The sequence below is a fragment of the Mesorhizobium sp. 2RAF45 genome (assembly GCF_052115225.1).
GTDB classification, from domain to species: domain Bacteria; phylum Pseudomonadota; class Alphaproteobacteria; order Rhizobiales; family Rhizobiaceae; genus Mesorhizobium; species Mesorhizobium jarvisii.
The window spans coordinates 85,301-110,103 of the sequence record NZ_JBFRGG010000008.1 but is presented as its reverse complement, the minus strand read 5'-3'; the positions used below and the strand labels follow the sequence as shown (position 1 = coordinate 110,103).

The 24,803-nt window shown below is 63.8% G+C and carries 27 protein-coding genes and 1 pseudogene; 17 read left to right on the top strand and 11 right to left on the bottom strand.

Annotated elements, in window-relative coordinates; all coding sequences use genetic code 11:
- Positions 1-132 precede the first annotated feature (132 nt).
- Positions 133-939: a DUF1223 domain-containing protein gene (locus tag AB4Z43_RS21190; RefSeq protein WP_019862065.1), complete on the top strand. Its 807-nt coding sequence runs from the start codon at positions 133-135 to the stop codon at positions 937-939.
- A gap of 24 nt (positions 940-963) precedes the next feature.
- On the opposite strand, the pseudogene AB4Z43_RS21185 reads toward AB4Z43_RS21190, so the two are convergent.
- Positions 964-1,239: pseudogene (locus AB4Z43_RS21185) on the bottom strand (4-hydroxybenzoate octaprenyltransferase); the annotation flags it as partial.
- A gap of 478 nt (positions 1,240-1,717) precedes the next feature.
- Between AB4Z43_RS21185 and AB4Z43_RS21180 the strand changes: the two are divergent.
- Positions 1,718-2,104 carry a DUF2794 domain-containing protein gene (locus AB4Z43_RS21180; protein ID WP_019862068.1) on the top strand — a complete coding sequence of 129 codons (387 nt, stop codon included), beginning with the start codon at positions 1,718-1,720 and terminating at the stop codon, positions 2,102-2,104.
- A 117-nt stretch (positions 2,105-2,221) separates the two neighbouring features.
- Here AB4Z43_RS21180 and AB4Z43_RS21175 read toward each other — a convergent pair whose 3' ends face one another.
- The 4 genes from AB4Z43_RS21175 to AB4Z43_RS21160 all read right to left on the bottom strand — a co-directional run bounded on the left by AB4Z43_RS21175 (position 2,222) and on the right by AB4Z43_RS21160 (position 7,320).
- Positions 2,222-2,830 carry a GNAT family N-acetyltransferase gene (locus AB4Z43_RS21175; protein ID WP_441938879.1) on the bottom strand — a complete coding sequence of 203 codons (609 nt, stop codon included), beginning with the start codon at positions 2,828-2,830 and terminating at the stop codon, positions 2,222-2,224.
- Positions 2,831-3,073: 243 nt separating this feature from the next.
- Entirely contained in the window at positions 3,074-3,847 is a 774-nt protein-coding gene (locus AB4Z43_RS21170; protein WP_038650627.1) for a Bax inhibitor-1/YccA family protein, read from the bottom strand.
- A 228-nt stretch (positions 3,848-4,075) separates the two neighbouring features.
- A complete protein-coding gene (locus AB4Z43_RS21165; RefSeq protein WP_441938878.1) occupies positions 4,076-6,625 on the bottom strand; it encodes an ABC transporter permease in 2,550 nt (849 codons plus the stop codon).
- Positions 6,625-7,320 carry an ABC transporter ATP-binding protein gene (locus tag AB4Z43_RS21160; RefSeq protein ID WP_441938877.1) on the bottom strand — a complete coding sequence of 232 codons (696 nt, stop codon included), beginning with the start codon at positions 7,318-7,320 and terminating at the stop codon, positions 6,625-6,627. The genes AB4Z43_RS21165 and AB4Z43_RS21160 overlap by 1 nt, the downstream gene beginning before the upstream one ends.
- Before the next feature lie 88 nt (positions 7,321-7,408).
- Here AB4Z43_RS21160 and AB4Z43_RS21155 point away from each other — a divergent pair, with 88 nt between their 5' ends.
- Both AB4Z43_RS21155 and thpR read left to right on the top strand, forming a co-directional pair.
- The gene (locus tag AB4Z43_RS21155) at positions 7,409-8,053 is read left to right on the top strand and encodes an arylesterase (RefSeq protein ID WP_027047545.1); all 645 of its coding nucleotides are present in this window, start codon (positions 7,409-7,411) and stop codon (positions 8,051-8,053) included.
- Between the two features lie 128 nt (positions 8,054-8,181).
- Positions 8,182-8,778 (top strand): RNA 2',3'-cyclic phosphodiesterase, encoded by a 597-nt coding sequence (gene thpR / locus AB4Z43_RS21150; RefSeq protein WP_019862074.1) that lies wholly within the window; start codon positions 8,182-8,184, stop codon positions 8,776-8,778.
- Here the strand turns inward: thpR and AB4Z43_RS21145 are convergent.
- Complete coding sequence (locus AB4Z43_RS21145; protein WP_084791711.1) at positions 8,682-9,194, bottom strand: low molecular weight protein-tyrosine-phosphatase; 513 nt, start codon at positions 9,192-9,194, stop codon at positions 8,682-8,684. The genes thpR and AB4Z43_RS21145 overlap by 97 nt on opposite strands.
- A gap of 104 nt (positions 9,195-9,298) precedes the next feature.
- Here AB4Z43_RS21145 and AB4Z43_RS21140 point away from each other — a divergent pair, with 104 nt between their 5' ends.
- The 4 genes from AB4Z43_RS21140 (at position 9,299) to AB4Z43_RS21125 (ending at position 11,124) form a co-directional block, all read left to right on the top strand.
- On the top strand, positions 9,299-9,595 hold the full coding sequence (locus AB4Z43_RS21140) for a 4a-hydroxytetrahydrobiopterin dehydratase (RefSeq protein ID WP_027047546.1): 297 nt from the start codon (positions 9,299-9,301) through the stop codon (positions 9,593-9,595).
- A 127-nt stretch (positions 9,596-9,722) separates the two neighbouring features.
- On the top strand, positions 9,723-10,085 hold the full coding sequence (locus AB4Z43_RS21135) for a YkvA family protein (RefSeq protein ID WP_038650638.1): 363 nt from the start codon (positions 9,723-9,725) through the stop codon (positions 10,083-10,085).
- Positions 10,086-10,358: 273 nt separating this feature from the next.
- Positions 10,359-10,862, top strand: a complete 504-nt coding sequence (locus tag AB4Z43_RS21130; RefSeq protein WP_010912373.1) for an invasion associated locus B family protein — start codon at positions 10,359-10,361, stop codon at positions 10,860-10,862.
- Positions 10,863-10,878: 16 nt separating this feature from the next.
- Positions 10,879-11,124, top strand: coding sequence for a hypothetical protein (locus AB4Z43_RS21125; RefSeq protein WP_441938876.1), 246 nt, complete (start codon positions 10,879-10,881; stop codon positions 11,122-11,124).
- Positions 11,125-11,134: 10 nt separating this feature from the next.
- Here AB4Z43_RS21125 and AB4Z43_RS21120 read toward each other — a convergent pair whose 3' ends face one another.
- Entirely contained in the window at positions 11,135-12,490 is a 1,356-nt protein-coding gene (locus AB4Z43_RS21120) for a chloride channel protein (protein ID WP_441938875.1), read from the bottom strand.
- Between the two features lie 189 nt (positions 12,491-12,679).
- Positions 12,680-12,979: a hypothetical protein gene (locus AB4Z43_RS21115; protein ID WP_019862080.1), complete on the bottom strand. Its 300-nt coding sequence runs from the start codon at positions 12,977-12,979 to the stop codon at positions 12,680-12,682.
- A gap of 271 nt (positions 12,980-13,250) precedes the next feature.
- On the opposite strand from AB4Z43_RS21115, the gene rlmN reads away from it, so the two are divergent.
- The 3 genes from rlmN to AB4Z43_RS21100 are packed head-to-tail and all read left to right on the top strand — an operon-like array spanning position 13,251 to position 15,408.
- Positions 13,251-14,483 (top strand): 23S rRNA (adenine(2503)-C(2))-methyltransferase RlmN, encoded by a 1,233-nt coding sequence (gene rlmN / locus AB4Z43_RS21110; RefSeq protein WP_019862081.1) that lies wholly within the window; start codon positions 13,251-13,253, stop codon positions 14,481-14,483.
- Positions 14,480-14,929 carry a hypothetical protein gene (locus AB4Z43_RS21105; RefSeq protein ID WP_019862082.1) on the top strand — a complete coding sequence of 150 codons (450 nt, stop codon included), beginning with the start codon at positions 14,480-14,482 and terminating at the stop codon, positions 14,927-14,929. Before rlmN ends, AB4Z43_RS21105 begins: the two co-directional genes overlap by 4 nt.
- Positions 14,926-15,408, top strand: coding sequence for a hypothetical protein (locus tag AB4Z43_RS21100; protein WP_038650645.1), 483 nt, complete (start codon positions 14,926-14,928; stop codon positions 15,406-15,408). The genes AB4Z43_RS21105 and AB4Z43_RS21100 overlap by 4 nt, the downstream gene beginning before the upstream one ends.
- On the opposite strand, the gene AB4Z43_RS21095 is transcribed toward AB4Z43_RS21100, so the two are convergent.
- A complete protein-coding gene (locus AB4Z43_RS21095) occupies positions 15,380-16,021 on the bottom strand; it encodes a LysE family translocator (protein WP_019862084.1) in 642 nt (213 codons plus the stop codon). The genes AB4Z43_RS21100 and AB4Z43_RS21095 overlap by 29 nt on opposite strands.
- Before the next feature lie 105 nt (positions 16,022-16,126).
- The gene (locus AB4Z43_RS21090; protein ID WP_441938874.1) at positions 16,127-18,220 is read right to left on the bottom strand and encodes a putative bifunctional diguanylate cyclase/phosphodiesterase; all 2,094 of its coding nucleotides are present in this window, start codon (positions 18,218-18,220) and stop codon (positions 16,127-16,129) included.
- A 349-nt stretch (positions 18,221-18,569) separates the two neighbouring features.
- Between AB4Z43_RS21090 and AB4Z43_RS21085 the strand changes: the two genes are divergently transcribed.
- The 4 genes from AB4Z43_RS21085 to AB4Z43_RS21070 all read left to right on the top strand — a co-directional run bounded on the left by AB4Z43_RS21085 (position 18,570) and on the right by AB4Z43_RS21070 (position 21,473).
- Complete coding sequence (locus AB4Z43_RS21085) at positions 18,570-19,793, top strand: argininosuccinate synthase (RefSeq protein WP_441938873.1); 1,224 nt, start codon at positions 18,570-18,572, stop codon at positions 19,791-19,793.
- Between the two features lie 172 nt (positions 19,794-19,965).
- Positions 19,966-20,403 carry a hypothetical protein gene (locus AB4Z43_RS21080; protein ID WP_441938872.1) on the top strand — a complete coding sequence of 146 codons (438 nt, stop codon included), beginning with the start codon at positions 19,966-19,968 and terminating at the stop codon, positions 20,401-20,403.
- 61 nt (positions 20,404-20,464) lie between these two features.
- Positions 20,465-20,923, top strand: coding sequence for a hypothetical protein (locus AB4Z43_RS21075; RefSeq protein WP_441938871.1), 459 nt, complete (start codon positions 20,465-20,467; stop codon positions 20,921-20,923).
- 7 nt (positions 20,924-20,930) lie between these two features.
- Positions 20,931-21,473, top strand: a complete 543-nt coding sequence (locus tag AB4Z43_RS21070) for a hypothetical protein (protein ID WP_441938870.1) — start codon at positions 20,931-20,933, stop codon at positions 21,471-21,473.
- Positions 21,474-21,708: 235 nt separating this feature from the next.
- Here AB4Z43_RS21070 and AB4Z43_RS21065 read toward each other — a convergent pair whose 3' ends face one another.
- On the bottom strand, positions 21,709-22,506 hold the full coding sequence (locus AB4Z43_RS21065; protein WP_027047549.1) for a lytic murein transglycosylase: 798 nt from the start codon (positions 22,504-22,506) through the stop codon (positions 21,709-21,711).
- 378 nt (positions 22,507-22,884) lie between these two features.
- On the opposite strand from AB4Z43_RS21065, the gene AB4Z43_RS21060 reads away from it, so the two are divergent.
- Together AB4Z43_RS21060 and AB4Z43_RS21055 are read left to right on the top strand one after the other, a co-directional pair.
- On the top strand, positions 22,885-23,982 hold the full coding sequence (locus AB4Z43_RS21060; protein ID WP_038650655.1) for a zinc-binding metallopeptidase family protein: 1,098 nt from the start codon (positions 22,885-22,887) through the stop codon (positions 23,980-23,982).
- A gap of 63 nt (positions 23,983-24,045) precedes the next feature.
- Positions 24,046-24,651 carry a DUF1236 domain-containing protein gene (locus tag AB4Z43_RS21055; protein ID WP_020629086.1) on the top strand — a complete coding sequence of 202 codons (606 nt, stop codon included), beginning with the start codon at positions 24,046-24,048 and terminating at the stop codon, positions 24,649-24,651.
- Positions 24,652-24,803 lie beyond the last annotated feature (152 nt).

Sequence of the window (24,803 nt, the reverse complement as noted above, 5' to 3'; positions counted from 1 at the left end):
CGGTCCTGTTGCGGCCTTACCTGCGGCGGCAAAGGCAAAAATTTCACCGCAACGTGACTTCCCGTTGACTTCCGCTTCTGCCACATATTTCAGACAATCAGAACAAAGCCGGCGCCACCGGCGGGAATTGGAATGATCATGGCCTGGCGAAGATCACTTTGGCTGGCAGCCTTCGCGCTGGCCTTCTCGGCGGTTGCCGGTGCCGGCCATGCCGGCGAGACCGAAAGAATCCAGGCCGAAAAACCCTCGCCCGACAAGCCGCTCGGCGTGGTCGAACTGTTCACCAGCCAAGGCTGCAGCTCCTGCCCGCCGGCCGATGCCTTCTTCGCCGAACTTGCCACCAAGGATGACATTGTCGCGCTCTCCTATCACGTCGACTATTGGGACTATCTCGGCTGGAAGGACACGCTGAGCCGCAAGGAAAACACCGAGCGGCAATATGACTACATGCGCGCCTTCGGCAGTCGCTCCGTCTATACGCCGCAGGCGGTGCTCAATGGCCGCGCGCATGTCAACGGCGCCAATCGCGGCGAGGTCGACGGCGCGCTCGCCCGCATGGCGAGATCCGGCGAAGGCATGCGTGTGCCCGTCAAGGTCAGCCGCACCAGCGACCGCGTGATCATCGATGCCGGCGATGCCGGCGCCGGTCCGAGCGACGCCCATGTCGTCATCGTGTATTTCGAGCCGCCGCAGACGGTCAAGATCGCCCAGGGCGAGAACTCCGGCCGCAAGATGACTTATTGGAACGCCGTCACCAGCATCCAGACCGCCGGCATGTGGCACGGCAAGGCGCAGCGCTATGAGTTGCCGATGAGCGAGATCACCAAGAAGGGCGGCTGCGCCGTGCTTTTGCAGTCGGTCGGCAAGGACGGCATGCCGGGGCCTATTCTCGGCGCTGCCTTCATCCACAAGCCCCTGAACAAGGCCCAGGACTTATAACCATCGCCGGCGAGCCGGATAACCTCACCATGTCCCGGCGAATGCCGTGCAAGCCAGCAGCACGCCGGTCAAAATGTTGGACAGGAAAAGCCTGAAATTCAGCTCCGGGCGCTGAAGGTCAATACGCCGGGCCTGCCAGGCCAGATGAGCGGCGATCACCGCCATTCCGGCGGCGTATGGCAGGGACATGCATGATAGCCAGCCGCCCAGCGACCACAATGCGACCGTGAGAGCGTAGAACAGGCCGAACAGGATTGCTGTCGGCTTCAAACCGAGGCGAGTGTCGTCTTTAACATCCACGTTGACGGTATCGGATCGCGCCGACCTACATGACACCAGCAGGTACCTGCCCGGTCACCTCGCAAGCGCCGGCAAGGTCTACGCCGATCTGGACCTTCAGGCATGAAAAAACCGACGTCAGCTTGCTTCTGACGCCGGTCATTTAGGTTTTGGGATCGTCGCACCCGATTTTTCCAAGGAAAAACCGAGGTTGGTTCGATCCGACGCAGACCCGTGGGCGGGGGGCTTGGGGTTTACGAGCCGGTGCCGGACCGAACCGTCTCAGGCAACGCCGGTAAATTCGTCGGAGATTGGGGCATGAGCGCGGATAAAAAAAGGCAGAAATGTGGCGAAGCATCACCAATTCCAACATGCGGTTTGCAAACGTGACTGGACGTGACCGAAAAGGCGCATCGCCACGACCGCTTCGCCGGCTCTTGCAATTGCCGCGCGAAGGGGCCAATTTTGGTTGGCAAAGATTCATTTGAAGGATCGAGGCATGACTGACGACAGCGGCGGGACGGGGGATGGTGACGCATCCGCAATATTGATCCCGCTGCACGAGGTGCGCAGCGCACGCCTCGACCAGCCGGTACGCTTCGACCGGCGTGAACTGGACCAGATCCTCAGGCTGTACGGACGCATGGTCGCCGCCAATGAATGGCGCGACTACGCCATCGATCATCTCACCGACAGGGCGGTGTTTTCCGTCTTCCGCCGCGCCAGCGAAGTGCCGCTGTTCCAGATCGTCAAGGATCCGAAGCTGGCCCGCAAGCAGGGCGCCTTCGCCGTCATCGCCGCCGGCGGCCGCATCCTCAAACGCGGCCAGGAGCTCGGCCGCGTGCTTGGCGTCTTCGACAGCAAGCTGAGAGTGGTCGAGGCGTGAGCCGGGAATAGGAATTGAGGAATTGAGGAATTGAGGAATTGAGGAATTGAGGAATTGAGGAATTGAGGAATTGAGGAAAAGGCACTTACCTGACGTAAGCGCCATCTTCTTTGTTCTTCAATTCTCCAATTCTTCAGTTTTCAGTTCTTCAATTCTTCTTTGTCCCCCCCAAAACTTCCGCTCCGGCAAGGAGTCCGCATCCGGCGGCAGCGACGCGCCGCCATTCAACGACAGCTGCATGAACACCGTGTCCAGCCAGCGTCCGTGCTTGTAGCCGGAGCCTTCGAGGCGGCCTGAATGGCGAAAGCCGAGCTTTTCGTGCAGCCTGACCGAGGCGCTGTCGGCATGGCCGTCGCCGATCACCGCGATGATCTGGCGAAAACCCGCCGCCTCGGCCGCCGCGATCAGGCTCCGCATCAGCTTGAGACCGATGCCCTGCCCCTTGGCGTCAGGCGCGACATAGACCGAATCCTCGACGATGAAGCGATAGGCCGGGCGCGGCCGGAAGGCGCCGGCATAGGCGTAGCCGAGCACGGCGCCGTCCTTCTCCGCCACCAGATAGGGAAAGCCGCCGGCCGTGAGCGTGGCGAATCGCGTGCCCATCTCGGCGCGGCTCGGCGGCTCCAGCTCGTAGCTCGCCGTGCCGTGAGTCACCGCGTCGGCGTAGATTTCAGTGATGGTGTCGAGGTCGGCGGCGCTGGCCGCTCGAATCACGATATTGCTCATTCTTTATGCAAGCCTTCTGTCTACCTCTGATAACAGCAAACGCCGGCGCAAAAGAAAAGGGCGGCCGTTGGGCCGCCCTTTCCAAACTCGATGGTCCAGTCAGACCTGATGCGAAGCCTTAGAGCAACCCCAGGAAAAGTGTGAAACGGCTTTCCCGGGAAAAGCGTGTAGCGCTTTCCCTTGGGAATTGCGCCAAACAAAAATTTCGAGCGGTTCGCCGTTTCCTTGAAACGGCGAGTTGCTCTAGCGGCGGTCGCCCATGAACTGCAGCAGGAACATGAACAGGTTGATGAAGTCGAGATAGAGCCTAAGCGCGCCCATGATGGCCTTGCGGCCGGCTATATCGGAAGCGTCGCCTTCGAAATACATCTCCTTGATCTTCTGCGTGTCGTAAGCGGTGAGGCCGGCGAAGACCAGCACGCCAATCGCCGAAACGGCGAAGGACAGCGCCGACGACTGCAGGAAGATGTTGATCACCATCGCGATGATGATGCCGAACACGCCCATGATCAGGAACGAGCCCATCGCCGTCAGGTCGCGCTTGGTCGTGTAGCCGTAGAGCGACAGCGCGCCGAAGGCGGCGGCGGTGGCGAAGAAGGTCTGCGAGATGCTGGCCGTGGTGTAGACCAGGAAGATCGACGACAGCGACAGGCCAACGAGGCCGGCATAGACCCAGAACGTTGTCTGCGCGGCAGCGACGCTCATCGACTGAATCCTGAACGACAGGAAGAACACGGCGGCCAGCGGCGCCAGCATCACCACCCAGCGCAGCGGCGACCCGAAGATCGCATAGCCGAAGGACGTCAGCATCTCGCCGCTCGGCAGCGTTGCGACAGCCGAGGCCGGATCGGTGGTGGTGGCCAGCATGATCGTGCCTACCGCGGCAAGACCGGTGATGAGGAGGCCAAGCCCCATCAGATTGTAAACCTTGATCATATAGGCGCGCAGACCCTGATCGATGTCGGCGCGGACGCCGGGCACCGCCGACGTCTGATAGTTGCGAATGGGATCAGCCATTGGAATCCTCTATTGCTTCTGCCCCGTCCGGTGTCGGGCCTCTTACGGACCCAGGCGCCGCTGGCAGGGCTCCAGCATGCCTATGGCGAAATATGATGGTTATTCGCGTCAAGAACAAGACCGTAACCGGATGTAACGGTTCGTGAGAGGCCGAAAGGCCGATTCCCGGGCTTTCCGACCGGCATCCTTACCAAGATTTAATCCGGGATGGTCGCTCCGGCCGCGAAATTACAGCTCGCGCAGTACTGGTGCTGCCTTGTGGCCGAGCACCCGCCAGGTGCCGGCGAGGCCGATTCCGACGGTGATCACCAGCGCAAAGACGATGGTCGCCACCGCCACCTCCGGCATGAAATGCGACGGCAGGGTCATGATGCGGGCGACAATATACCAGGCCGCGATGCCGCCGGCGGCCAGCGCGAAAATGGCGGTGGCCAATCCGATCAGCATGTATTCGAGGGAAAACGCCGTGATCAGCGTTCGCCTGGTGGCGCCGAGCGTCTTCAGCACCACCGCGTCATGGATGCGCGCACGGTTGCCGGCGGCGAGCGCGCCCGCCAGCACCAGCACCGAAGCGATCAGCGCCACGCCGGCCGCCGCGCGGATCGCCGTGCCGAGCTGCCCAACCAACCGGTTGACGACATCGAGCGCATCCTTGACCCGCACCGTCGTCACCGCGGGAAAGGCGCGGGTGACGGCATTGAGGACGCGCGCGTCGTCGGCCGTGGTGGCGCTCCTTTCGGTCAGCGTCGCCATCCAGCCATGCGGGGCGCCAGCGAATGTGTTGGGCGAGAACACCATGACGAAGTTGATGCCCATCGTTTCCCATTGGACCTGGCGGAAATTGGCGATCCTCGCCGTCACATTGCGGCCGAGCACATTGACGGTGACGGTGTCGCCGAGCTTCAGTCCGATCTCCTTGCCTTCCACAGCCGAGAAGGAAACCAGCGGCTCGCCGGCGTAATTGTCCGGCCACCATTTGCCCTCGGTCAGCGTCGCGTTTTCCGGTTGCCTGGCGTCGTAGGTCAGGCCGCGATCGCCTTTCAGCACCCAAGCGCCTTCGGCCGGCACCTTGACCTTGTCGACATCGACGCCGTTGAGCGCCATCACCCGGCCGCGCAGCATCGGCACCTTCGCCAGCGTCCCCTTTGGCGCCTCCTTGCCGATCAGCGCGGAGAATGCATCGACATCGCTGCCCTGGATGTCGACGAAGAAGAAGTTCGGCGCCCGCTCAGGCAGGCTGCCGGAGATCTGCTGCCGCAGATTGCCGTCGATCAGCGCCAGCGTCACCAGAAGCGTCAGCCCGAGCCCCAGCGACAACACCACCGATGGCGTCAGGGCGCCCGGCCGGTGGATGTTGCCGATGGCGAGCCTGAGCGCCACGAAGCGCACGCGCGGGCTTTTTCTCGCCGCCCATTGCACCAGTGCGCCGACCAGGCGCAGCACCAGGAAGGCGAAGATGGTGGCGCCGACGAAGATCGAGGCGATGCGCTGATCGCCGGAGAACAGGATCGCCAGCGCCGCCAGCAGCAGCGCGATGCCGAGCGCCGAAGCGACATAGACGGGACGAGGCTGGCCGCGGCCTTCGAGCCCCATCTCGCGGAACAATGATGTCGCCGGCACGTCGCGGGCGCGGCCGAGCGGCAGCAGCGCGAAGGCCAGCGTCACCAGCAGGCCAAACAGCGCCGCCATGGCGAGCGCGCCGGGATAGAAGCCGCCTTGCGCCGGCACCGGAATGACCGATTGGAGGGCGGCACTCGCCACGAACGGCATCAACGCGCCGAGAACGAGGCCGAGCACGATGCCAAGGGCGGCGATGATCAGGATCTGCACGAGATAGACGGCAAAGACGAAGCCGCCGGAAGCGCCGAGGCTCTTGAAGGTGGCGATGACGCCGCGCTTGCCGTCGAGATAGGCACGCACCGCATTGGCGACGCCGACGCCGCCGACCACCAGCGCCGTCAGCCCGACCAGCGTCAGGAATTGCGAGAAGCGTTCGATGTTGGACGACAGCGCCGGCGCCGCATTGTCGCGCGTGCGGATCGACCAGCCGGCCTCGGGAAAGTCTTTCGCCGCCTTATCCTGAATGGCCTTGAGCCGCGCCGCGCCGGCGTTGGCGGGCAGCCGGATCTTGTATGCGTTTTCGACCAGGCTGCCTGGCTGCACCAGCCCGGTGGCGGCCAGGCCCTCGGTCGAGATCATCAGCCTTGGTGCGAAGCCGAAACCGTCGGACACGGCATCCGGCTCGGTGACCAGTCTGGCGCGCAATTCGAAAGTGGCGGTGCCGAGCTTCAGCCGGTCGCCGGGCTTGAGGTGCAGCCGTTCGAACAGCAGATCAGGGGCGGCCGCGCCAAAGACGCCGAATTCTTCGCCGAACAGCTCCTGCCTCGACAGCTTCGGTTCCGTTTCCAGCGCGCCATAGAGCGGATAGGCGTCGTCGACCGCCTTGGCCTCGACCAACGCCTGGTCCGAGCCGTCGGCCAGCCGCGCCATCGAGCGCATGCTGGCGGTGCGCGAAACGGTGCCAAGCCCGTCGAGGAAGCCGCGCTCGGCCTGGCTGGCGTCGCGTTGGTTGATCTGGAAGCGGACATCGCCGCCGAGCAGCGTCTGGCCCTGATCGGCGACGCCGGCGCTGATCGAGCGCGCAACCGAATTGACGCCGCCGATCGCCGCGACGCCGAGCGCGATGCAGGCAAGGAAGATCAGGAAGCCGGACAGGCCGCCGCGCATTTCGCGCAGCGAGAAGCGGACCGCGAGCTTCAGCGTCTGTGCCAGCGGCATCAGGCTGTGACCTTCAGGGGCGCCGGTGTTTCAATCCGGCCCGAACGCATCGAAACCTGGCGCGAGCAGCGCGCCGCAAGCGCCGGATCGTGAGTGACCAGCACCAGCGTCATGCCGCGCTCGGCCGCCTTGGCGAACAGAAGGTCGGCGACCTGCCGCCCCGTCGCCTGGTCGAGATTGCCGGTCGGCTCGTCGGCGATGAGGATGCGCGGCGACGGCGCCAGGGCGCGGGCGATCGCCACGCGCTGCTGTTCGCCGCCGGAGAGTTCGCCGGGATAATGGGTGACGCGGTCGCTCAGGCCCACCGCCGCCAGTTCGCGCGCCGCCACCGAAAACGGATCGGCATGGCCGGCCAGTTCCAGCGGCACCGCGACATTCTCGAGCGCCGTCATATTGGGGATGAGGTGGAAGGACTGGAAGACGATGCCAATGTTTCGGCCACGAAACGAAGCAATCTGGTCCTCGCTTTTGCCGTTGAGCAGCTCGCCGGCGATTCGTACCGTACCCGAATCGACCGTTTCCAGGCCTGCCAGCACCATCAGCAGTGTCGACTTGCCGGACCCCGAAGGGCCGACGATGCCGGTCGCCTCGCCGCGCGCCACCTCGAGGCTGACGCCCTTGAGCACATGGACCGACGAAGCGCCCTCGCCGAGCGTCAGGGATACGTCTTTCAGCGCGATGACGGCTTCTGTCAAAATGAAAGTGTCCTATATGGAGCGTGAAGGCTGTGTTTGCCGGAAGCCGTCGCCCGGAAGAATCCTTTGGTCATATGGGGCCTGCCTTATGTCTTTCAAACGCCAGATAGCCGCAGGCTTGATCCTTTTCCTCGCTCTTTGCGGCGCCATTTCGTCGGCGCGGGCGGAGCCCTTCAAGATCGTCGGCTTCGGTGACAGCCTGATGGCGGGTTACGGTCTCGGGCCCGGCGAGGGTTTTACCGACAAGCTCCAGGCCGCCCTGCGCGCCAAGGGCCGTGACGTGGCCGTCGCCAATGCCGGTGTTTCCGGCGACACCACCAGCGGTGGCCTGGCGCGGCTCGACTGGTCGGTGCCGGACGGAACCCAGCTGGTCATCCTCGAACTCGGCGCCAACGACATGCTGCGCGGCGTTTTGCCCGATATTCCCAGGAAGAACCTCGACGAGATGCTGGCCAAGCTCAAGCAGCGCAAGATCGCCGTGCTTCTGGCCGGCATGCGCGCCGCGCCCAATCTCGGCGCCGACTATCAGACCGCCTTCGACGCCATCTTTCCGGAGCTGGCGAAAAAATACGATGTCCCGCTCTACCCGTTCTTCCTCGACGGCGTCGCCGGGCAGCCCGGCATGCAGCTCGAGGATGGCCTGCATCCGAGCGCCAAGGGGGTCGACCTGATGGTCGAGCGCATCCTCCCGACGGTCGAGAAAGCCATTGCCGCGGTGCCCGGAGGCGCGTGAGGCCGGCCGGAACCGCTTTCCGTTAGGGAAATTTTTAGCAAAGACTGTGACCAATAAACCTCTTGCTCCGTTCGACTATCGATGATTCGCTATGGGTGACAGTTCGATTCGAGGAAGGGAGGCTCTTCATGCCGCGTCTTTTCACCGCCCTCGAAATTCCGCGTGATGCTGCCCTGTCGCTGTCCCTGCTCCGGGGCGGCCTGCCCGGGGCCCGCTGGATCGATGTCGAAAACTACCATTTGACGCTGCGCTTCATCGGCGATGTCGAAGGCCATGTCGCCGACGAGATCGCCAACGCGCTGGACCGCGTCCACCGCCCCTCCTTCTCGCTGACCCTGTCCGGTGTCGGCGCTTTCGGCCAGAAAAAGCCGCATGCGGTATGGGCCGGGGCGTCCGCCTCGCCCGATCTGGCCGCGCTTCAGGGCGAGATCGAGCGCATCTGCCAGCGGCTCGGCATCCCCGCCGATCCGCGCAAGTTCATGCCGCACGTCACACTGGCGCGGCTGCGCAATTCGAGCCCGCTGGATGTCGCGCAATACCTGTCGGCACGCGGCAATTTCTCGACGCTACCCTTCCGCATCGGCCGCTTCGTCCTGATGTCGTCGCGCGATTCGGTCGGCGGCGGCCCCTATATCGTCGAGGAAGCCTGGCCGCTGTCCGGCAACGATGCCCGCGCCGCCAGCCGCGTCGCCAGCGCCTCCGACGCTTCGCGGATCATGCGGTAGACTTCGGTAAAGGCCTCCGGCCCGTCATAATAGGGATCGGGCACGTCACGCGCCTGTCCGTGCGCGAACTCCAAAAACAGGTGCACCCGGTCCCGCGCGGGCGCCAGCGCCTTGAGATCGGCGACATTCGAGCGGTCCATGCCGAGGATCAGGTCGAAACGGGAGAAATCCTCACGCCGGACCTTGCGTGCCCTCTGTCCGGAAATGTCGATGCCGTGACGCATCGCGACCGCGATCGAGCGTGGATCGGGGGCCGAGCCGACCTCCCAGCCGCTGGTGGCGGCCGAATCGAGCAGCATGTCGCGGCCCCGGCCACGCTCGGCCCAGACTGCGCGAAAGACGCCCTCGGCCAGTGGCGAACGGCAGATGTTGCCGAGGCAGACGAACAGAATGGAATTTATCGGCTTTAAGCTCATTCGATATGCGCCGTTTGTGCATTTGGAACCCCAAAACCGCGAAGCACTCCGGGGCAACTTGCACTATGGTGAGGGTCAAATTCGAAATAGCACGGGAAAACATCATGACGAGAGAAAAACTCAGCAAGGACGCTATCACCGCTGCCCTTGCCGAACTCGGCGACTGGTCGCTGGCCCCGGACGGCGGCTCGATCAAGCGCAGCTTCGTTTTCAGGAATTTTTCCGAAGCCTTCGCCTTCATGACCCGCGTCGCGCTGGCTGCCGAGAAGATGGACCATCACCCCGACTGGTCGAATGTCTACAAGACCGTCGACGTGACGCTGAACACCCATGACGCCGGCGGCGTCACGGCGCTCGACATCGCGCTGGCCAAGAAGATGAACCACTATTTCGGCGGCTAAATGCACGCTTGGCCGTGAGCGGCGAGCCCAAATCGGCGCCGGCATCTTGCAGCCGGGTCCGGCTTTCACCACATTTTCCCCCGCGAGGCATGCGCCAGGACGCGCATGAGCCCGCAAGGAGTGATTGATGGCGCGAGAATCCGGTTTTGATTTCTTCGGCTTTGGCGACAGGCTGGGCGGCGAGGGCGAAGTGCGCGAGAAATTCTGGCGCACGGCCAAGAAGGCCGCGCGGCAGATCCCGTTCATGGAAGAGGTCGTTGCCGCCTATTACTGCGCCATGGACAAGAACACGCCGCTGCGCGCCAAGGGCATATTGGTGGCCGCGCTCGGTTACTTCGTCCTGCCGGTGGACCTCATCCCCGACTTCGTCGTCGGCCTCGGTTTCACCGACGACATCGCCGTGCTGACCGCCGCGATCACCGCCGTCAGCGCCCACATCACGCCGGCACATCGCCAGGCCGCCAAGGACGCCATCGCCGACAGGAGCTGAGCACCTTCACGTGGCGCGCGCCCTGTGGACAGAGGCGTTTGGAGCCCTGCTGAAAAGTCAAACTCTTGCCGCTTTCGTGGCCTCCAAGTCGCCGAAGGGACGTCGCGCCGGCCGCTGACAAGGCGGCGGCGCGGGAATGGCGGCGGTTTCCTGGGGTGAGCGTCCTTTTCTTGAGGGAAATTCACCGTTTGGTAACCCAGATTAAATCAAAATGAAGCGACGGCAGGACGCCATGCGGCCCGCCCCCGCACCATTTGGAATACGGGAAAGACGATGCGCGGATTGATAGCACTAGTTTCGAGTCTGGTCCTGGTGGCCTCGGCAGCGCCCGTTCTGGCGCAGCAGGCGACCAAGATCGGCCAGCACAATGCCTGGGGCACCTACAGCTACCAGGCATCGGGCGGCAAGGTCTGCTACGTGCTCACCGTGCCGACCGACAAGCAGCCGCCGACGCTAGACCATGGCGACATGTTCTTCTTCGTCAGCCAGCGTCCCGGCCAGCAGGTGTCCTACGAGCCGCAATTCATCGCCGGCTACAATTTCCAGGAAGGCTCCAAGGCCACCGTCACCATCGACAAGAAGTCCTTCTCGATGTTCACGCGCGGCAAGTCGGCCTGGGTCGAGAACGCCGCCGAGGAGCCGGTGCTGATCGCCGCCATGAAGACCGGCACCGACATGAAGGTGACGGCGAAGTCCGGCCGCGGCAACCCCACCTCCTATGTCTTCTCGCTGAAGGGCATTTCGGCGGCGCTGTCGTCGATCGCCAAGTGCAAATAGGCTGCTGCCAACCCCTATGACAAATCGCGACATCGACGCCACGATTATGCAAATGGTCGTGGAGCGGTGGCAGAAGACCGCCATGATCGTAGCGAAGTCAGAAGAAGCACTTCGCAAAGCCGGCGTGGAAGCGTCCTGGGAAGAAATCGCCGAGCGAATAGCCGTTCTTGCCTCCCAGGGCGACATCGAAAATCAGGGCGATCTTTCCCTGTGGCGCAACAGTGAGGTTCGCCTCCCGCAGGCACCTGAGGGCCCGCCATAGGGGTTCTCGTTCAGCCCTGACCTGGTTCCGGCACGGTCTCCGCCCGCCGCCGCCGGATCGCCTCGGCGATGAAGACGCGCGACAGCGCATGATAGAGCGGCTCGTGCGAGATCATGCGCGCCGTGCCGTAGCCCAACATCGAGGCCAGCATCAGCGCGATGACATTGTCGTGATTGCCGGTCATCTCCAGGATGATGACGAAGGCCGTCATCGGCGCCTGCACGACGCCGGCGAAATAGCCGGCCGTGCCGAGCAGCGCGGCAGCCCCGGCGCTGGCGCCGAACAGCAGCCCAAGCGAACTGCCGATGCCGGCGCCGACCGCCAGCGACGGCGCGAAGATGCCGCCGGGAATGCCCGAGACCATCGACAGCAGCCCGGCCAGGAATTTCTCGGCAAAGAAGAACCATGGCAGCGGCGCGCCTTCGACAGCGCCGCGCGCCTGCGCGTAGCCGGTGCCGAAGGTCAGCCCGCCCGAGGCGATGCCGATCACCGCCACGCCGAGCCCGCAGACAGCCGCCACCAGCAAGGCGCGCCGCAAAGGCTGCTGCGTGTGCCAGCGGCGGATCCGCCGCGTGATCTTCAGCGCCAGCAGCGAGAACAGCGCGCCGAAGCCGCCGCCGATGATGCCGCAACCAAGCACCAGCGGCCAGTCGGCGGCAAACGCGATCGTCTCCTTCGAGACGCCGAAATAGGTGTAATTGCCGAGCAGGCCGAGCGAGGCGAGGCCGGCCAGGATCACCGCCGTCAGCACCAGCCCGTTGGTGCGCGCCTCATAGGTGCGGCCCATCTCCTCGATGGCGAAGACGATGCCGGCCAGCGGCGTGTTGAAGGCGGCGGCAATGCCTGCGGCCGAGCCGGCCAGGATCAGGCCGCGCGCCTGCGCCATGCCGCCCCAGCGCGCCGCCTGCAGCATCAGCGACGCGCCGACCTGCACGGTCGGGCCCTCGCGGCCGATGGAAGCACCGCAGAACAGGCCGACGACGGTGAGCGCGATCTTGCCCGCCGCCAGCCGCAGCGACAGAAGGTGGTTGCGATCGTCGTCTTCACGCAAATGGCGCGCGGCGATCGCCTGTGGAATGCCGCTGCCTTGCGAACCCGGGAAGAAGGCGTGGGCGAGCCAGGCGCACAGGACAAAGCCGAGCGGCGTGATCGCAAGCGGCAGATAGAAGCGCCGGCCGCCACCATCGCCGATCATCATATGGAACAGCGCCTGCGCCTTGTCGGCCAACACCGCGAACAGCACGCTGATGACGCCGATCGAGACCGCGCCGGCCCAGAACACCAGCCGCGGCTGCCACACACGCCGCGAGCCCCACATCGCCCGCGAGCGCCGCAGCATGGGATGTTTTCGCGATGTTCCGGCCATGTCTGTCCTCGCGTTGAATGCCCAGCCCTAGCACAGGCATGAGGTCGATCAAGCCTGCGAGGTCAGGCCGCCGTCACACGCGAGCTAAATGACGGGGAGCGGGAAACGAAGTCCGGCGAAGTTGGGACTCGTATCAAAATGACCCGCCGGCGTGTGCGCCGGCGAGTCTCGATCGTGACAGGTCCAGTCTTACATGGCCATTTTTTCACATTCGGCCTGAGCCTTCTTGGTCGACGTATCGATCATGAAGGCTTTGCCCTTGGCGTCGGTCATCATCATCATGCAGTGCTTGATCGGCTTTGCCATCTTCATCATCTCGGCACCCATCTTTGCATCCGGCATCATGGTGCCCATGTGCCCATCCGGCATGATCGCCATCACTTCTCCGCCCTTCATCATGGTCATCGTGCCCATTGCGTCTTCAGCAAATGCCTGCGAGGCGGAAAGGCCGACGAGGCCGGCAATGACGGCGAACTTGATAGAGTTCATTCTGCATACTCCCATTTTGTAGAGGCATGGTTGCCCCATTCAGACTTCGAAGGCGCGATGGGAATCGTTACGCGAACACGACCATGTGATCTCTCCTTTGCAGCGGGAAGATAGGGCAAAGCTGTCAGATAGTCGGAGCGGGCTGTCAGCCGAAGTGCGTATGGTTGCGTTCGCTCCGCATGACTCTGCCCGCAACCTGTGCTATGCGCCGCGCTTCAGTTCCCGGCACGATGGATGAAATCGGCCGCAAACCGCTTATATCAGTGCGACCATGACCCTTTCCTTCGACCTCACCACTGAAGGTGCCCGTGACGCGTTGCGCGCCCGCGCCGCGCCCGAGAAGCCGTCGCTGATCGGCCTGACGCGCGCCGAGCTTGGCGAGGCGCTGGTCGCGTCCGGCATCGTGCCGGAGCGCCAGGCCAAGATGCGCGCCCAGCAGCTCTGGCACTGGATGTATGTGCGCGGCGTTTCCGACTTTGCCGGCATGTTCAACATCTCCAAGGACCTGCGCGCCGAGCTCGACAAGCATTTCACCGTCGCGCGTCCCGAAATCGTCGAGGAGCAGATTTCTTCCGACGGCACCCGCAAATGGCTGTTCCGTTTTCCGCCGCGCGGCGCCGGCCGCCCGGTCGAGATCGAGACCGTCTATATTCCCGAGGAAGGCCGTGGCACGCTCTGCATCTCCTCGCAGGTCGGCTGCACGCTGACCTGCTCCTTCTGCCACACCGGCACGCAGAAGCTGGTGCGCAATTTGACGGCGGAAGAGATTCTCGCCCAGTTGCTCACCGCGCGCGACCGGCTCGGCGACTTCCCCGACCGCGATACGCCGGACGGCGCCATCGTGCCGGCCGAGGGCCGCAAGGTGTCCAACATCGTCATGATGGGCATGGGCGAGCCGCTCTACAATTTCGAGGCGGTGAAGAAGGCGCTGCTGATCGCTTCCGACGGCGACGGGCTTTCCCTGTCGAAGCGCCGCATCACGCTGTCGACCTCCGGCGTCGTGCCCGAGATTTTCCGCACCGGCGAGGAGATCGGCGTCATGCTGGCGATCTCGCTGCATGCCACCAATGACGATCTGCGCGACCTCTTGGTGCCGATCAACAAGAAATATCCGCTGAAGGAACTGATCGCCGCCTGCCGCGCCTATCCCGGCCTGTCGAACGCCAAGCGCATCACCTTCGAATATGTGATGCTGAAGGACGTCAACGATTCCATCGAGGACGCCAAGGGCCTGATCAAGCTGCTCAAGGGCATTCCGGCCAAGATCAACCTGATCCCGTTCAACCCGTGGCCGGGCACCAACTACCAGTGCTCGGACTGGGAGACGATCGAGAAATTCGCCGACTACATCAACAATGCCGGCTATGCCTCGCCGATCCGCACGCCGCGCGGCCGCGACATCCTCGCCGCCTGCGGCCAGCTGAAATCGGAATCCGAGCGCATGCGAAAAGTGGACCGGCTGGCGCTGGAAGCCATGATGATCGCGGGGCATGGGGAGGCGTGAGCCGTCTCGTCGCCGGGCTTAAACGCATCGCCATCATAGCCGTCGGTTACATCGCCGGTGTGCTGACCTCGATCCTGGTGCCGGTGCTGCTGATCACGCTGCTGGAAGGCATCGAATATGGCAACTGGTCGCTGGTTTTCACCTTCGACTGGCTCGGGTCCTTCCCGCTCGCCGTGCTGACCGTGGCGGTCTGCGCTCTGCTGATCGTTGGCCCCGCGATCCTGGTCGCCGAATGGCTGTCGCTGCGGGGATGGTTCTATTTCGCGGTCACGGGCGCGATCACCTCCATCGCCTTTGGCGTTCTTGTCCCGGGCTCGGCCGGAGGCTTTGTCTTCAATCCGGGCTTTCTCGGCTTCCTGGCCACGGCCGGCACCGTCGCCGGTTCGGTCTACTGGCTCCTGGCCGGGCGCAGGTCCGGCCGTCTGATGCCGCGAGATCCCGGATGACCCGTCTCGTCGCCTATCTCGTTCGCTTTGCCATGATCCTGTTCGGCTATGCCGTCGCCTCGCTGGCGGCGAGCGCCTTCCTTAACGTTCTGTTCCTGGCCTCGCTCGGCTACACGCCTGACCACACGCACCCGACGGCGACGGCTTCGCTGTATTTCTCGATCCCCTTCGTCGCTCTGTTCGTCGCCTATTTCGCCTTCCTGCCGGCGGTGATCGTCATCCTGCTTGCCGAAATCCTCGGCCGGCGCGACTGGCTGTACTATGCGCTGGCGGGTGCGGTGGTGGCGGTCGTCTTCCTCGGCCTGGTCGACCACGCCCAAGAGTCCACCTTCGCGATCACCGACACCAGCGCCATCATGGCGGTGATCGGCGGCGGCATGGTCGGCGGCATCTTCTACTGGCTGAGCGCCGGGCGCTGGGCCGGAAGCTGGTGGAAGGACGACAACGTCTCTACTTCGCCTGGGCCGTCAGGATCTTGAGCGCGAAGGCCGAGAACACACCGGCGAAAAGATAATCGACCACCCGCGTGACGCGCGGGCTGGCCTTCATCGCCGCGGAAAATTTCTCCGCCGCCAGCACCATCGGCGCTGTCACCGGGATCGACAGCACGATGAACATCGAGCCCAGGAAGAACAGCTTGCCCGGCGCGTTCGGATCATGCGCGGAGACGAACTGCGGCAGGAAGGTCATGAAGAACAGGATGATCTTCGGGTTGAGCAAATTGACGCCGAGCCCGGCCGCCCAGCTGCGCAACAGCGAGATTTGCGGGCCTGTCTTCTTCTCCGGCGAAAAGGCCGAGCCCTTGGCGATGGCCTGCCAGGCCAGGAAGACGAGATAGCCGGCGCCAAAGATCTTCAGCACGAAAAAGGCCATCGGCGAGGCGACGATCAGCGCCGAGACGCCCACCACCACCAGCGTGGTGTGGATCAGCGTGCCGCACAGCGCGCCGGCCATCGAGGCAAAGCCGGTGGCGCGCCCCTGGCTCAGCGTGCGCGAGACGAACAGGGTCATGTCTGGCCCGGGCGTGATCGCCAGGATCACGGTGGCGATGGCGAACTGGATCAGTGTGGCGGTGTCGGGAATGAAGGACATGGCAGGCCCCAGGGAACGTGTAGGCCTATACAGGATGCGTCACGCCGGCGCCAGATAAAGCGTTGATCCAGCATGGCAATCGCTTCAGTAACTGCAGTTTCAAGCCTATGGCGGCGAGCGCCAGCCGGCGGCAGCCCGCATCCTGGCAGGCGCCTCGAAGGCGGGCGGGCCGTCCTGGCCATCAGGCCCGCCGATGAGCACGATCTGATCGATCGGCTTTGGGCGGCCGAGGAAATAGCCCTGCGCCTCGTTGCAGCCCTCGACCTGCAGGATGGTGAGCTGGACATGGGTCTCGACGCCTTCGGCAAGCACGGGAATGTCGAGGCTGCGCCCCAGCGTCAGCACGGCGCGGATGATCGCCTTGGCCTGCGGGCTGCGCTCGACATCGGCCATGAAGGAGCGATCGAGCTTGATCTTGTCGAACGGGAACGAGCGCAGCGTGTCGAGCGAGGAATAGCCGGTGCCGAAATCGTCGATCGCGATCGTCACGCCAAGCGCCTTGATCTGGCGCAGCACGTGCAGCGTGCGCACCTTGTCGGCGACGATCGTCGATTCGGTCAGCTCGAGCTCGAGACGCTTCGGCGACAGGCCAGTCTCGACCAGGATCTGGTGGACGAGCGTGGCGAGATTGGCATGGGCGAACTGCACCGGCGACAGATTGACCGCGATCTTGTGGCCATTGTCCCAGGAGGCTGCCTGGCGGCAAGCGGTGCGCAGCACCCATTCGCCGATCGACAGAATGGAACCGTTCTCCTCGGCGATCGGAATGAATTCGGCGGGCGGGACCATGCCGTGCACGGGGTGCGTCCAGCGCAGCAACGCCTCGTAGCCGCACGTGGCGCCGGTTTGCACCGAAGTCTGCACCTGATAGTGCAGCGAGAGCTCTCCCCGGTCGATTGCCTGGCGAAGATCGGTGGCCAGCGCCCGGCGCGCCCGCGCCGTCTCGTCCATCGCCGATTCGTAGAAGCAGACGGCCCGCGTCACGTCGTTCTTGGCCCGGTACATGGCCAGATCCGCATTGCTGACCAGCCTCTCCCGGTCGGCCCCGTCGCGCGGATAGACGGCAACGCCGATGCTGGCGCCGGTGACGCTCTCGAAATCGTCGATCCGCAACGGCTCGAACAGTGACTTCTCCAGCCGCGACACCAGGCCGAGCAGGTCGTTCTGGTCCTTGAAGCGCTTGATGGCGGCAAATTCGTCGCCGCCCAGCCGGGCGACGAACTCACCGTCGCCGGCCAGCTTTACCAGCCTGCGGGCAATGATCTTGAGCGCCTGGTCGCCGGCGGCGTGTCCCCGCAGGTCGTTGATTTCCTTGAACCGGTCGAGGTCGATGACGATGACGGCGGTCATCGTGCCCTGATCCTCGCGCGCCCGCTCGATCTCATGGTCGAGGCGGTCGTTGAAGGAGACCCGGTTGGCAAGGCCGGTGAGCGCATCGTTGAGGGCAAGATGCTGCAGCCGCTCGAAGCTTTCGAGCCGACCGCGTTCGTCGATCAGATAGCTGGCGAAGCCGGTGGCGGCGACGATCAGACCGACCACGGCGACCGCGACGGCCATCGCGTCCAGGATATCGGGATTGGTGCCCGTGGTGATGAAGGAAAGCGGCGTCACCGCCACCGCCGCCATCGCCGTGAAATGCAGGCCGACGATCGCCAGCACCAGAAGGCCGATGCCGACATAGTGCGACCAGCGGTACGGCCGGCGCACCGCATGGCCGACCGCCACGGAGGAGAATGCCATCGCGATCAGCACGGAAGCGATGACGTAGAAGGCGTCCCATTCGACGATGCCGGCCACGTGATAGGCCATCATGCCGGTATAGTGCATGGCCGAGATCGCCAGGCCGACGGCACACCCGCCCCATTCCGGCGCCAGGCCGCGGCCTTTGCCGAGCGCAAGACCAAAGCCCGCCCCGGTTCCGACCATGGCGATGACCAGGGAGATCATGGTGAGCGCCGGATCGAAGGTGATCGGCGCGCCGGGCTGATAGGCCAGCATGGCGATGAAATGCGTGCACCAGACCGAGGAACCGGCCGCGACCGCGGTCAGGAAAAGCCATCCCCGCATCTGCACGCCGACGGTTTTCCTGGCGCGGTCCAGGAGGCCGATCGTCACCCAGCAGCCGGTGACGCACATCAGCGCCGCCAGCAGGACGAGCCACAGATTATGCTCCGTGACGATGCATGATATGACGCGCATCAGGAATGGTCCAAGCCCGAGACACCCGCAATGAGCAGGCAAAAGCCGCTTCGCCACCCTTGCGTGGCCAGGGCAATTCTGTGTCGCTGGTTTAGCGGCAGGACGTGAAAACTTGCTTAAATCCCGGGCATAAATGCAGCCCATGATTGTAGCAGGTTGTTTTCCCAGGCGCTTTATCGCAAACTGGGGACCGCGCCAGCGAAAAGACTGATGCCGTTCTATGCCCTCGCCGCGCGCTGGATCAGCAGTCTGGCGCCGCGCCTGCTTGCTCGCTTTGCCGTTCCTGCTAAAAGGCGCTCCGACAATGCGTGACGCCCTTGCCCAGGCGTCCGCCACCGACGGAGCAGAAATGTCCAAGACCAAAGACGTCAAGAAAGTCGTGCTCGCCTATTCCGGCGGCCTCGACACATCCATCATCCTGAAATGGCTGCAGACCGAACTCGGCGCCGAGGTCGTCACCTTCACCGCCGATCTCGGCCAGGGCGGCGAGCTGGAGCCGGCACGCAAGAAGGCCGAGATGATGGGCATCAAGGACATTCGCATGGTCGATGTTCGCGAGGAATTCGTCGCCGACTTCGTCTTCCCGATGTTCCGCGCCAACACCGTCTATGAAGGCACCTATCTGCTCGGCACCTCGATCGCGCGGCCGCTGATCTCCAAGCACCTTGTCGAGATCGCCAGGGAGACCGGCGCCGATGCGATCGCGCATGGCGCCACCGGCAAGGGCAATGACCAGGTTCGCTTCGAGCTGTCGGCCTACGCGCTGAACCCCGACATCAAGGTCATCGCGCCGTGGCGCGACTGGTCGTTCAAGTCGCGCACCGACCTGATCAACTTCGCCGAGCAGCACCAGATCCCGGTGGCCAAGGACAAAAGGGGCGAGGCGCCTTTCTCGGTCGACGCCAACCTGCTGCACTCCTCTTCCGAGGGCAAGGTGCTGGAAGATCCCTGGAGCGAGCCGCCGGAATTCGTCCACCAGCGCACCGTCTCGCCGATGGACGCGCCGGACAAGGTCACCGAGATCGAGATCGAATTCCTGAAGGGCGATCCCGTAGCGCTCAACGGCAAGAAGCTGTCGCCGGCGACCATGCTGGCCGCCCTCAACGATCTTGGCCGCGACAATGGCATCGGCCGGCTCGACCTGGTCGAGAACCGCTTCGTCGGCATGAAGTCGCGCGGCGTTTACGAGACGCCCGGCGGCGCCATCCTGATCGTGGCCCACCGCGCCATCGAATCGATCACGCTCGACCGTGGCGCCGCGCACCTCAAGGACGAGTTCATGCCGCGCTACGCCGAGCTCATCTACAACGGCTTCTGGTTCTCGCCCGAGCGCCTGATGCTGCAGGCGATGATCGACAAGAGCCAGGAAGACGTCGAAGGCACGGTGCGGCTGAAGCTCTACAAGGGCAATGTCATGGTCACCGGCCGCAAGTCGAAGAAGACGCTCTATTCCGACGCGCTGGTCACGTTCGAGGACGATCGCGGCGCCTACGACCAGAAGGACGCCGCCGGCTTCATCCGCCTCAATGCGCTCAGGCTGCGCACGCTTGCCGCACGCAACCGCAAGGGCTGATACCCAAACAACGGCCTGGCGCTATCAATCATGTCCAAGAAACCCGGCGTCTCCGCCGGGTTTTTATTTTGTACCGCTAATATAACGAAAATGAAGCCACCTGCAGTCGGTTCTTGTTTGACCTTTTGACAGCTTCATCTAAGTTCATTTACGGGTTTTGGGGGTTTTGACCGTGAAAAAAAGCATTCCTCTTCTGCTTGGCGCGGTCGTCGTCTTGGCAGTATGCCAGCCCTCGCAGGCCAGCGCCAAGCGCGACCCGAAGGCGGGTGCGGCCGGGTGCATCGACGTCGTCCATTCATGGAACACCACCGCCAAACACGGTATGGCTTCGTTCATGGGTGTGTCGCTCGAGCGCTTGCCGGCTTTGTTCTGCCAGCGTCTTTACGATGGTATCCACAGCGGCCGGATCAGCTATTCCGACATAAACCGCCTGCAACTCGACCAGCCGACCGAAATCTGGATGGTCCTCAAGGGCAAGCCAAAGCCGGCTGCGCCCACGCGATCCCAAGCGCCGCGGTCATCCAACTTCCGCAACTGCAGCGGTGTCGACGGCGCCTTTCAGGTTCCCATTTCCCAGAAATGCCCGCTGAGCGGCTGGGCGCATTATTGAAAGTGATGCGCTCAGGCGCTCGGATCTTACTTTTTCTTACGGGGCTAGGGGAGGTTTTACAGTGAAAAACGGAATTTTTCTGCTTGCAGTGGTCGCCGTCTTTGCCGGATGCCAATCAACGCAGGCGGCGCAGACATCCAAGTTCCGTACCTGCAAAAGTTTTGATGTTCCGTTTCAGATTCCCGCCTCCCAGCAATGCCCACTGAGCGGTTATGCGCAGGGTTCCGGAGTCCCGACGGTCATCGAGGGCAAGCCAAAGGCGGCGGCTCCGGCGCGGCGAAACCCCAATTTCCGTACCTGCAAAAGTTTCGACGGCCCCTTCCAGATTCCCGTTTCGCAGCCATGCCCGCTGAGCGGTTACGCGCAGGGTTCCGGCGTCCCGACGGTCATCGAGGGCAAGCGAAAGGCGGCTACCCCGGCCCGGCAGAACCGCTACTTCCGCAACTGCAACGGTATTGACGGCACTTTCCAGGTCCCCATCTCCCAGAAATGCCCGCTGAGCGGTTACGCGAACCATTGAGAGTGATGTGATCACGCGCCTTGCCACGCCTGGAACCGGTTTCCTGCTGGCCTTGGCTGTCCTGGCGAGTTTGGCTGTTGCCAAAGCCGACGACTATGACCCCGCCTCTCTCGACCTCGCCGCGCTGATCGAATGCCGCGCCGACGTGTCCGCTTATACTGGCTACGCCCTTTGGCTGGCCGGTGACCCCGGCGCGGCGAGCACGCTCGGCTGGAAAGAGGTGCCGTCAGGCAATGCCTTCCTGCGGCAGTATCGACTGCCCGCCCCGACCCGTGTCTTCGGGCGCGAGACGGCGACAATCGTGTTTACCGCATCAGGGCCGATGGCTGTGCTTGACGGCATTGCAGCAGCGGATCTCGCTCGGCAGCTCGACGTCCCGGCAATGGTCTCGTCGCCGGACAAGTTCCTTGGCGAGAAGGTCGTTGCCGAAAGCACAGACAACACCGGCGGCGTCAGCCTTTCCACGCGCATCACGCTCAACGTCTCGACCGTCACTTCCCATCCCGGCAAGACACTGGCCGGCTGCTCCTACGTGCTTGATGTGGAATAGAAAATCCGGGTGAAATACGCCCCCGGCTCCGGGATTTGACCGCGCATCGGCGACGACCCCGCTGCCGGGAACGCCATCGCTTCGTTATCCACGGGCGGAGCAAGGAGCGCAGCGACGCAGCGCAGACCCGAGGATGACGAAGTTGGATGCTTCGGCCATTCCCGGATCTCCGTGATCGTCCACGCAACAAAAAAGCCCGGCTCATGGCCGGGCTCTTGTCGGATAGGGACTTCAATCAGTCGCCGTCGATCGCCGTGGCGATGCGCACGATGGCCTGCTGGTAGACGTTGGCGTCATTCCAGCCGGCAATGGCGCCGATATTGTCCGCCGCGCTCGCGCCCCGCCGCCAGCCATGAGCTTTCAGGAAGTTGGCGGTGGAAGCCAGTGCGGTGGCCTTGTCGCGCAAATTGCCGCTGCCCACGCCATATTTCAGGACATTCCCGGGCAGGAACTGCGTATGGCCGATCTCGCCGTGCGCGGCGCCGACCGACGAGGCGCTCAGGGCGCCGCGATCGACCAGCTTGAGCGCCGCAATGGCATGCGGGTGAAAGAATTCCGGACGGCGGCAATCATAGGCAAGCGTCAAAATGGCCGAGACCGTGTTCTGGTTGCCCATGGATGAACCGAAGCCGGTCTCCATGCCCCAGATGGCCAGCAGCACGCCGGGCGACACGCCGTAATTGCTTTCGATCTGGCTGAACAGCGCCGCGTTCGCCTTTTTCAGCGAACGGCCCTTGGAAATAATCGCCGCGCCGCCACGGCGCTTCATGAAGGCATCCACCGAGCCGCTGAACGCCTTGTGAATGCCCCGGTCGACAGAAATTGTCTTTGTCGCGTAAGTGGCGCCGGCCAACGCGGCCAGACCCTTGGCGCCGACCCCTTCGGACTTGGCCTCTGCGGCGAACCCCGGCTTCCAGGCATCGAAACCCGCACCGTTGCTGCCACAGCTGGCCGCCGCCTGTGCGCCCGTCGCCAGCCCAAGTACGGCCACCACCGCGGCCGCTAAAATCCTACCCTTGGCAAGAAATGCCATATTGTTCTCCTGGTTGCCTGATTCACGTCCCATCTGCGAATTTGCCAGCGAAACGAGCATTTGTCACCGTCCGCCGCACGATGCTGGCGAATGCCGGGGAATTTGCCTACGATCAAGTGATTATTGTGGCGGGGTCGAAATAGCCATGGAAGACGTTGATATCACGTCGGCGGCCGCGCCTGGACCAGCGCCCGGCATGTCGGTGTGCCTTTCGACATAGGCGGCGTGATCATCGGCGGCGCGGCGGGCTTGCCGCGGCTGGCACCCTGCAGGCGATGGGCCGCATGCGGCAAAATAGCGTCGACACATGCGGAACGGCGGCCGGCGCTCGGCGTTGGGCACCTGCCGCCCGCTGGGCTCTGAGGTTTTGAGGCCGACATGAAACTGTTCGACTGCCCGCATTGCGGCCATCGTCTCTACTTCGAGAACGCGCAGTGCCTGAACTGTTCGAGCCTCGTGCTCTACGATCCCGAGCACGCCCGCTTCGCCTTGTCGGGCGCCGACGGCATCTTCCAGTGCACCAATGCCGATGAATGCGCTTGCAACTGGATGGCCGAACCGGGACAGGGGTTTTGCCGCGCCTGCGCGCTGAACCAGCTGATCCCCGATCTCTCCGTCGACGGCAACCGCCGCCGCTGGATCCGGGTCGAGGCGGCGAAGAAGCGCGCCATCTATTCGCTGCTCGCTTTCGACCTGCCGGTGGCGCCAAAACAGGCGCCCGCCGACGAGGTGGGCCTCGCCTTCGACTTTCTCGCCGATCCGATCGGCGGCGGACCCGGCGGCGAACGCATCCTGACCGGCCATGACAATGGTCTCATCACGCTCAACGTCGCCGAGGCCGATTCAGCCGAGCGCGAGAAGCGCCGCGTCGAGATGGGTGAGAATTACCGGACGCTGCTCGGCCATTTCCGCCATGAACTCGGCCACTATTACTGGGACCGCCTGATCCGCGACGATGCGCAAAGGCTGGACGCTTTCCGCGCTTTGTTCGGCGACGATCGCGCCGACTACGAACAGGCGCTGAAAGCCTACTACGCCAATGGTGCCGCGCCCGACTGGCAGCAAAACCACATCTCGGCTTACGCCACCTCGCATCCCTGGGAGGACTGGGCCGAGACCTGGGCCCACCATCTGCACATCACCGACACGCTGGAGATGGTCCACGCGCTGAACTTCCCGCTCGGCCGGCTGGAGACGGTGGAGGCCAATGATCTGCCGCGCGGCGACACCGGCGGCGAACTGCAGGCGGCCCCTTCGGAACCTGCCAACGCGCCCGAGCCCTTCAAAAAGATCCTTGCCCGCTGGCTGGTGCTGTCGGAAGCCTCCAATTCGATCAACCGCTGCATGGGTCTGCCCGACCTCTATCCCTTCGTCATTTCGGACGTGACGGCGCGAAAACTGGCCTTCGTTCACGAGCTTTTGACCGGCCTGCCGAAAGACGCGGGAACAAATCGTGAGTTGGCGCGGGCGTTTTAGCCGGAACGCATGCGCCGCTGCCCCGTTTTCACCGCCGAGGGACCATGAAAACGGAGTGAGACCATGAAATCCGTCTTGTTGCCCGCAATCGCCGGGATGATGACCGTGATGTCGGGCGCTGCCTTTGCCGACACCGCCGTCTCGGCCGTCACCGACCTCAACGTGCGCGCCGGCCCCGGTCCGCAATATCCGGTCATCGGCGTTCTCGCGTCCGGCCAGTCGGCGACGCTCAATGGCTGCATCGAAAACAGCAAATGGTGCACCATCGCCGAAGCCGGCGGCCAGGGCTGGGTCTATTCCGACTATGTGACGGCCGATTTCAGCGGCAGCCGGGTGATCCTGACGCAGCGTCCGCACGGCTCCAGTGTGGCAATCGTCTCGCCGCCGGAAGACATCGGCAATTATTCGACCGACTATACCGGTGCCATCGTCGCCGGCCAGCCGGCCGAGGACGCCTTTCCCCCGCCTCCGGCCGAGGTCCGCACCTATGTCGATACGCATCGCCTCGACCCCGTCTATCTCGACGGTGAGGTTGTGACCGGCGCGACCCTGCCCGACACGGTCGAGCTGCGCGAAATTCCCGACTACAACTACCGCTATGTCTATGTGAACGGTCAGCCAGCGCTGATCGACCCGCAGACACGGCGCATCATGTACGTGGTGCGTTGACAGAAATCGGCGGTCGCCAAGGCGGCAACAGGTTGCCTGTATTGGGAAGCGCCACCCTTTGCGAAGGCGTCCTTCTCCCCGTCACTATACGGGGAGAAGATGCCGGCAGGCAGATGAGGGGCGGCGTCGAGCTTCCTGATGCCACGATCATG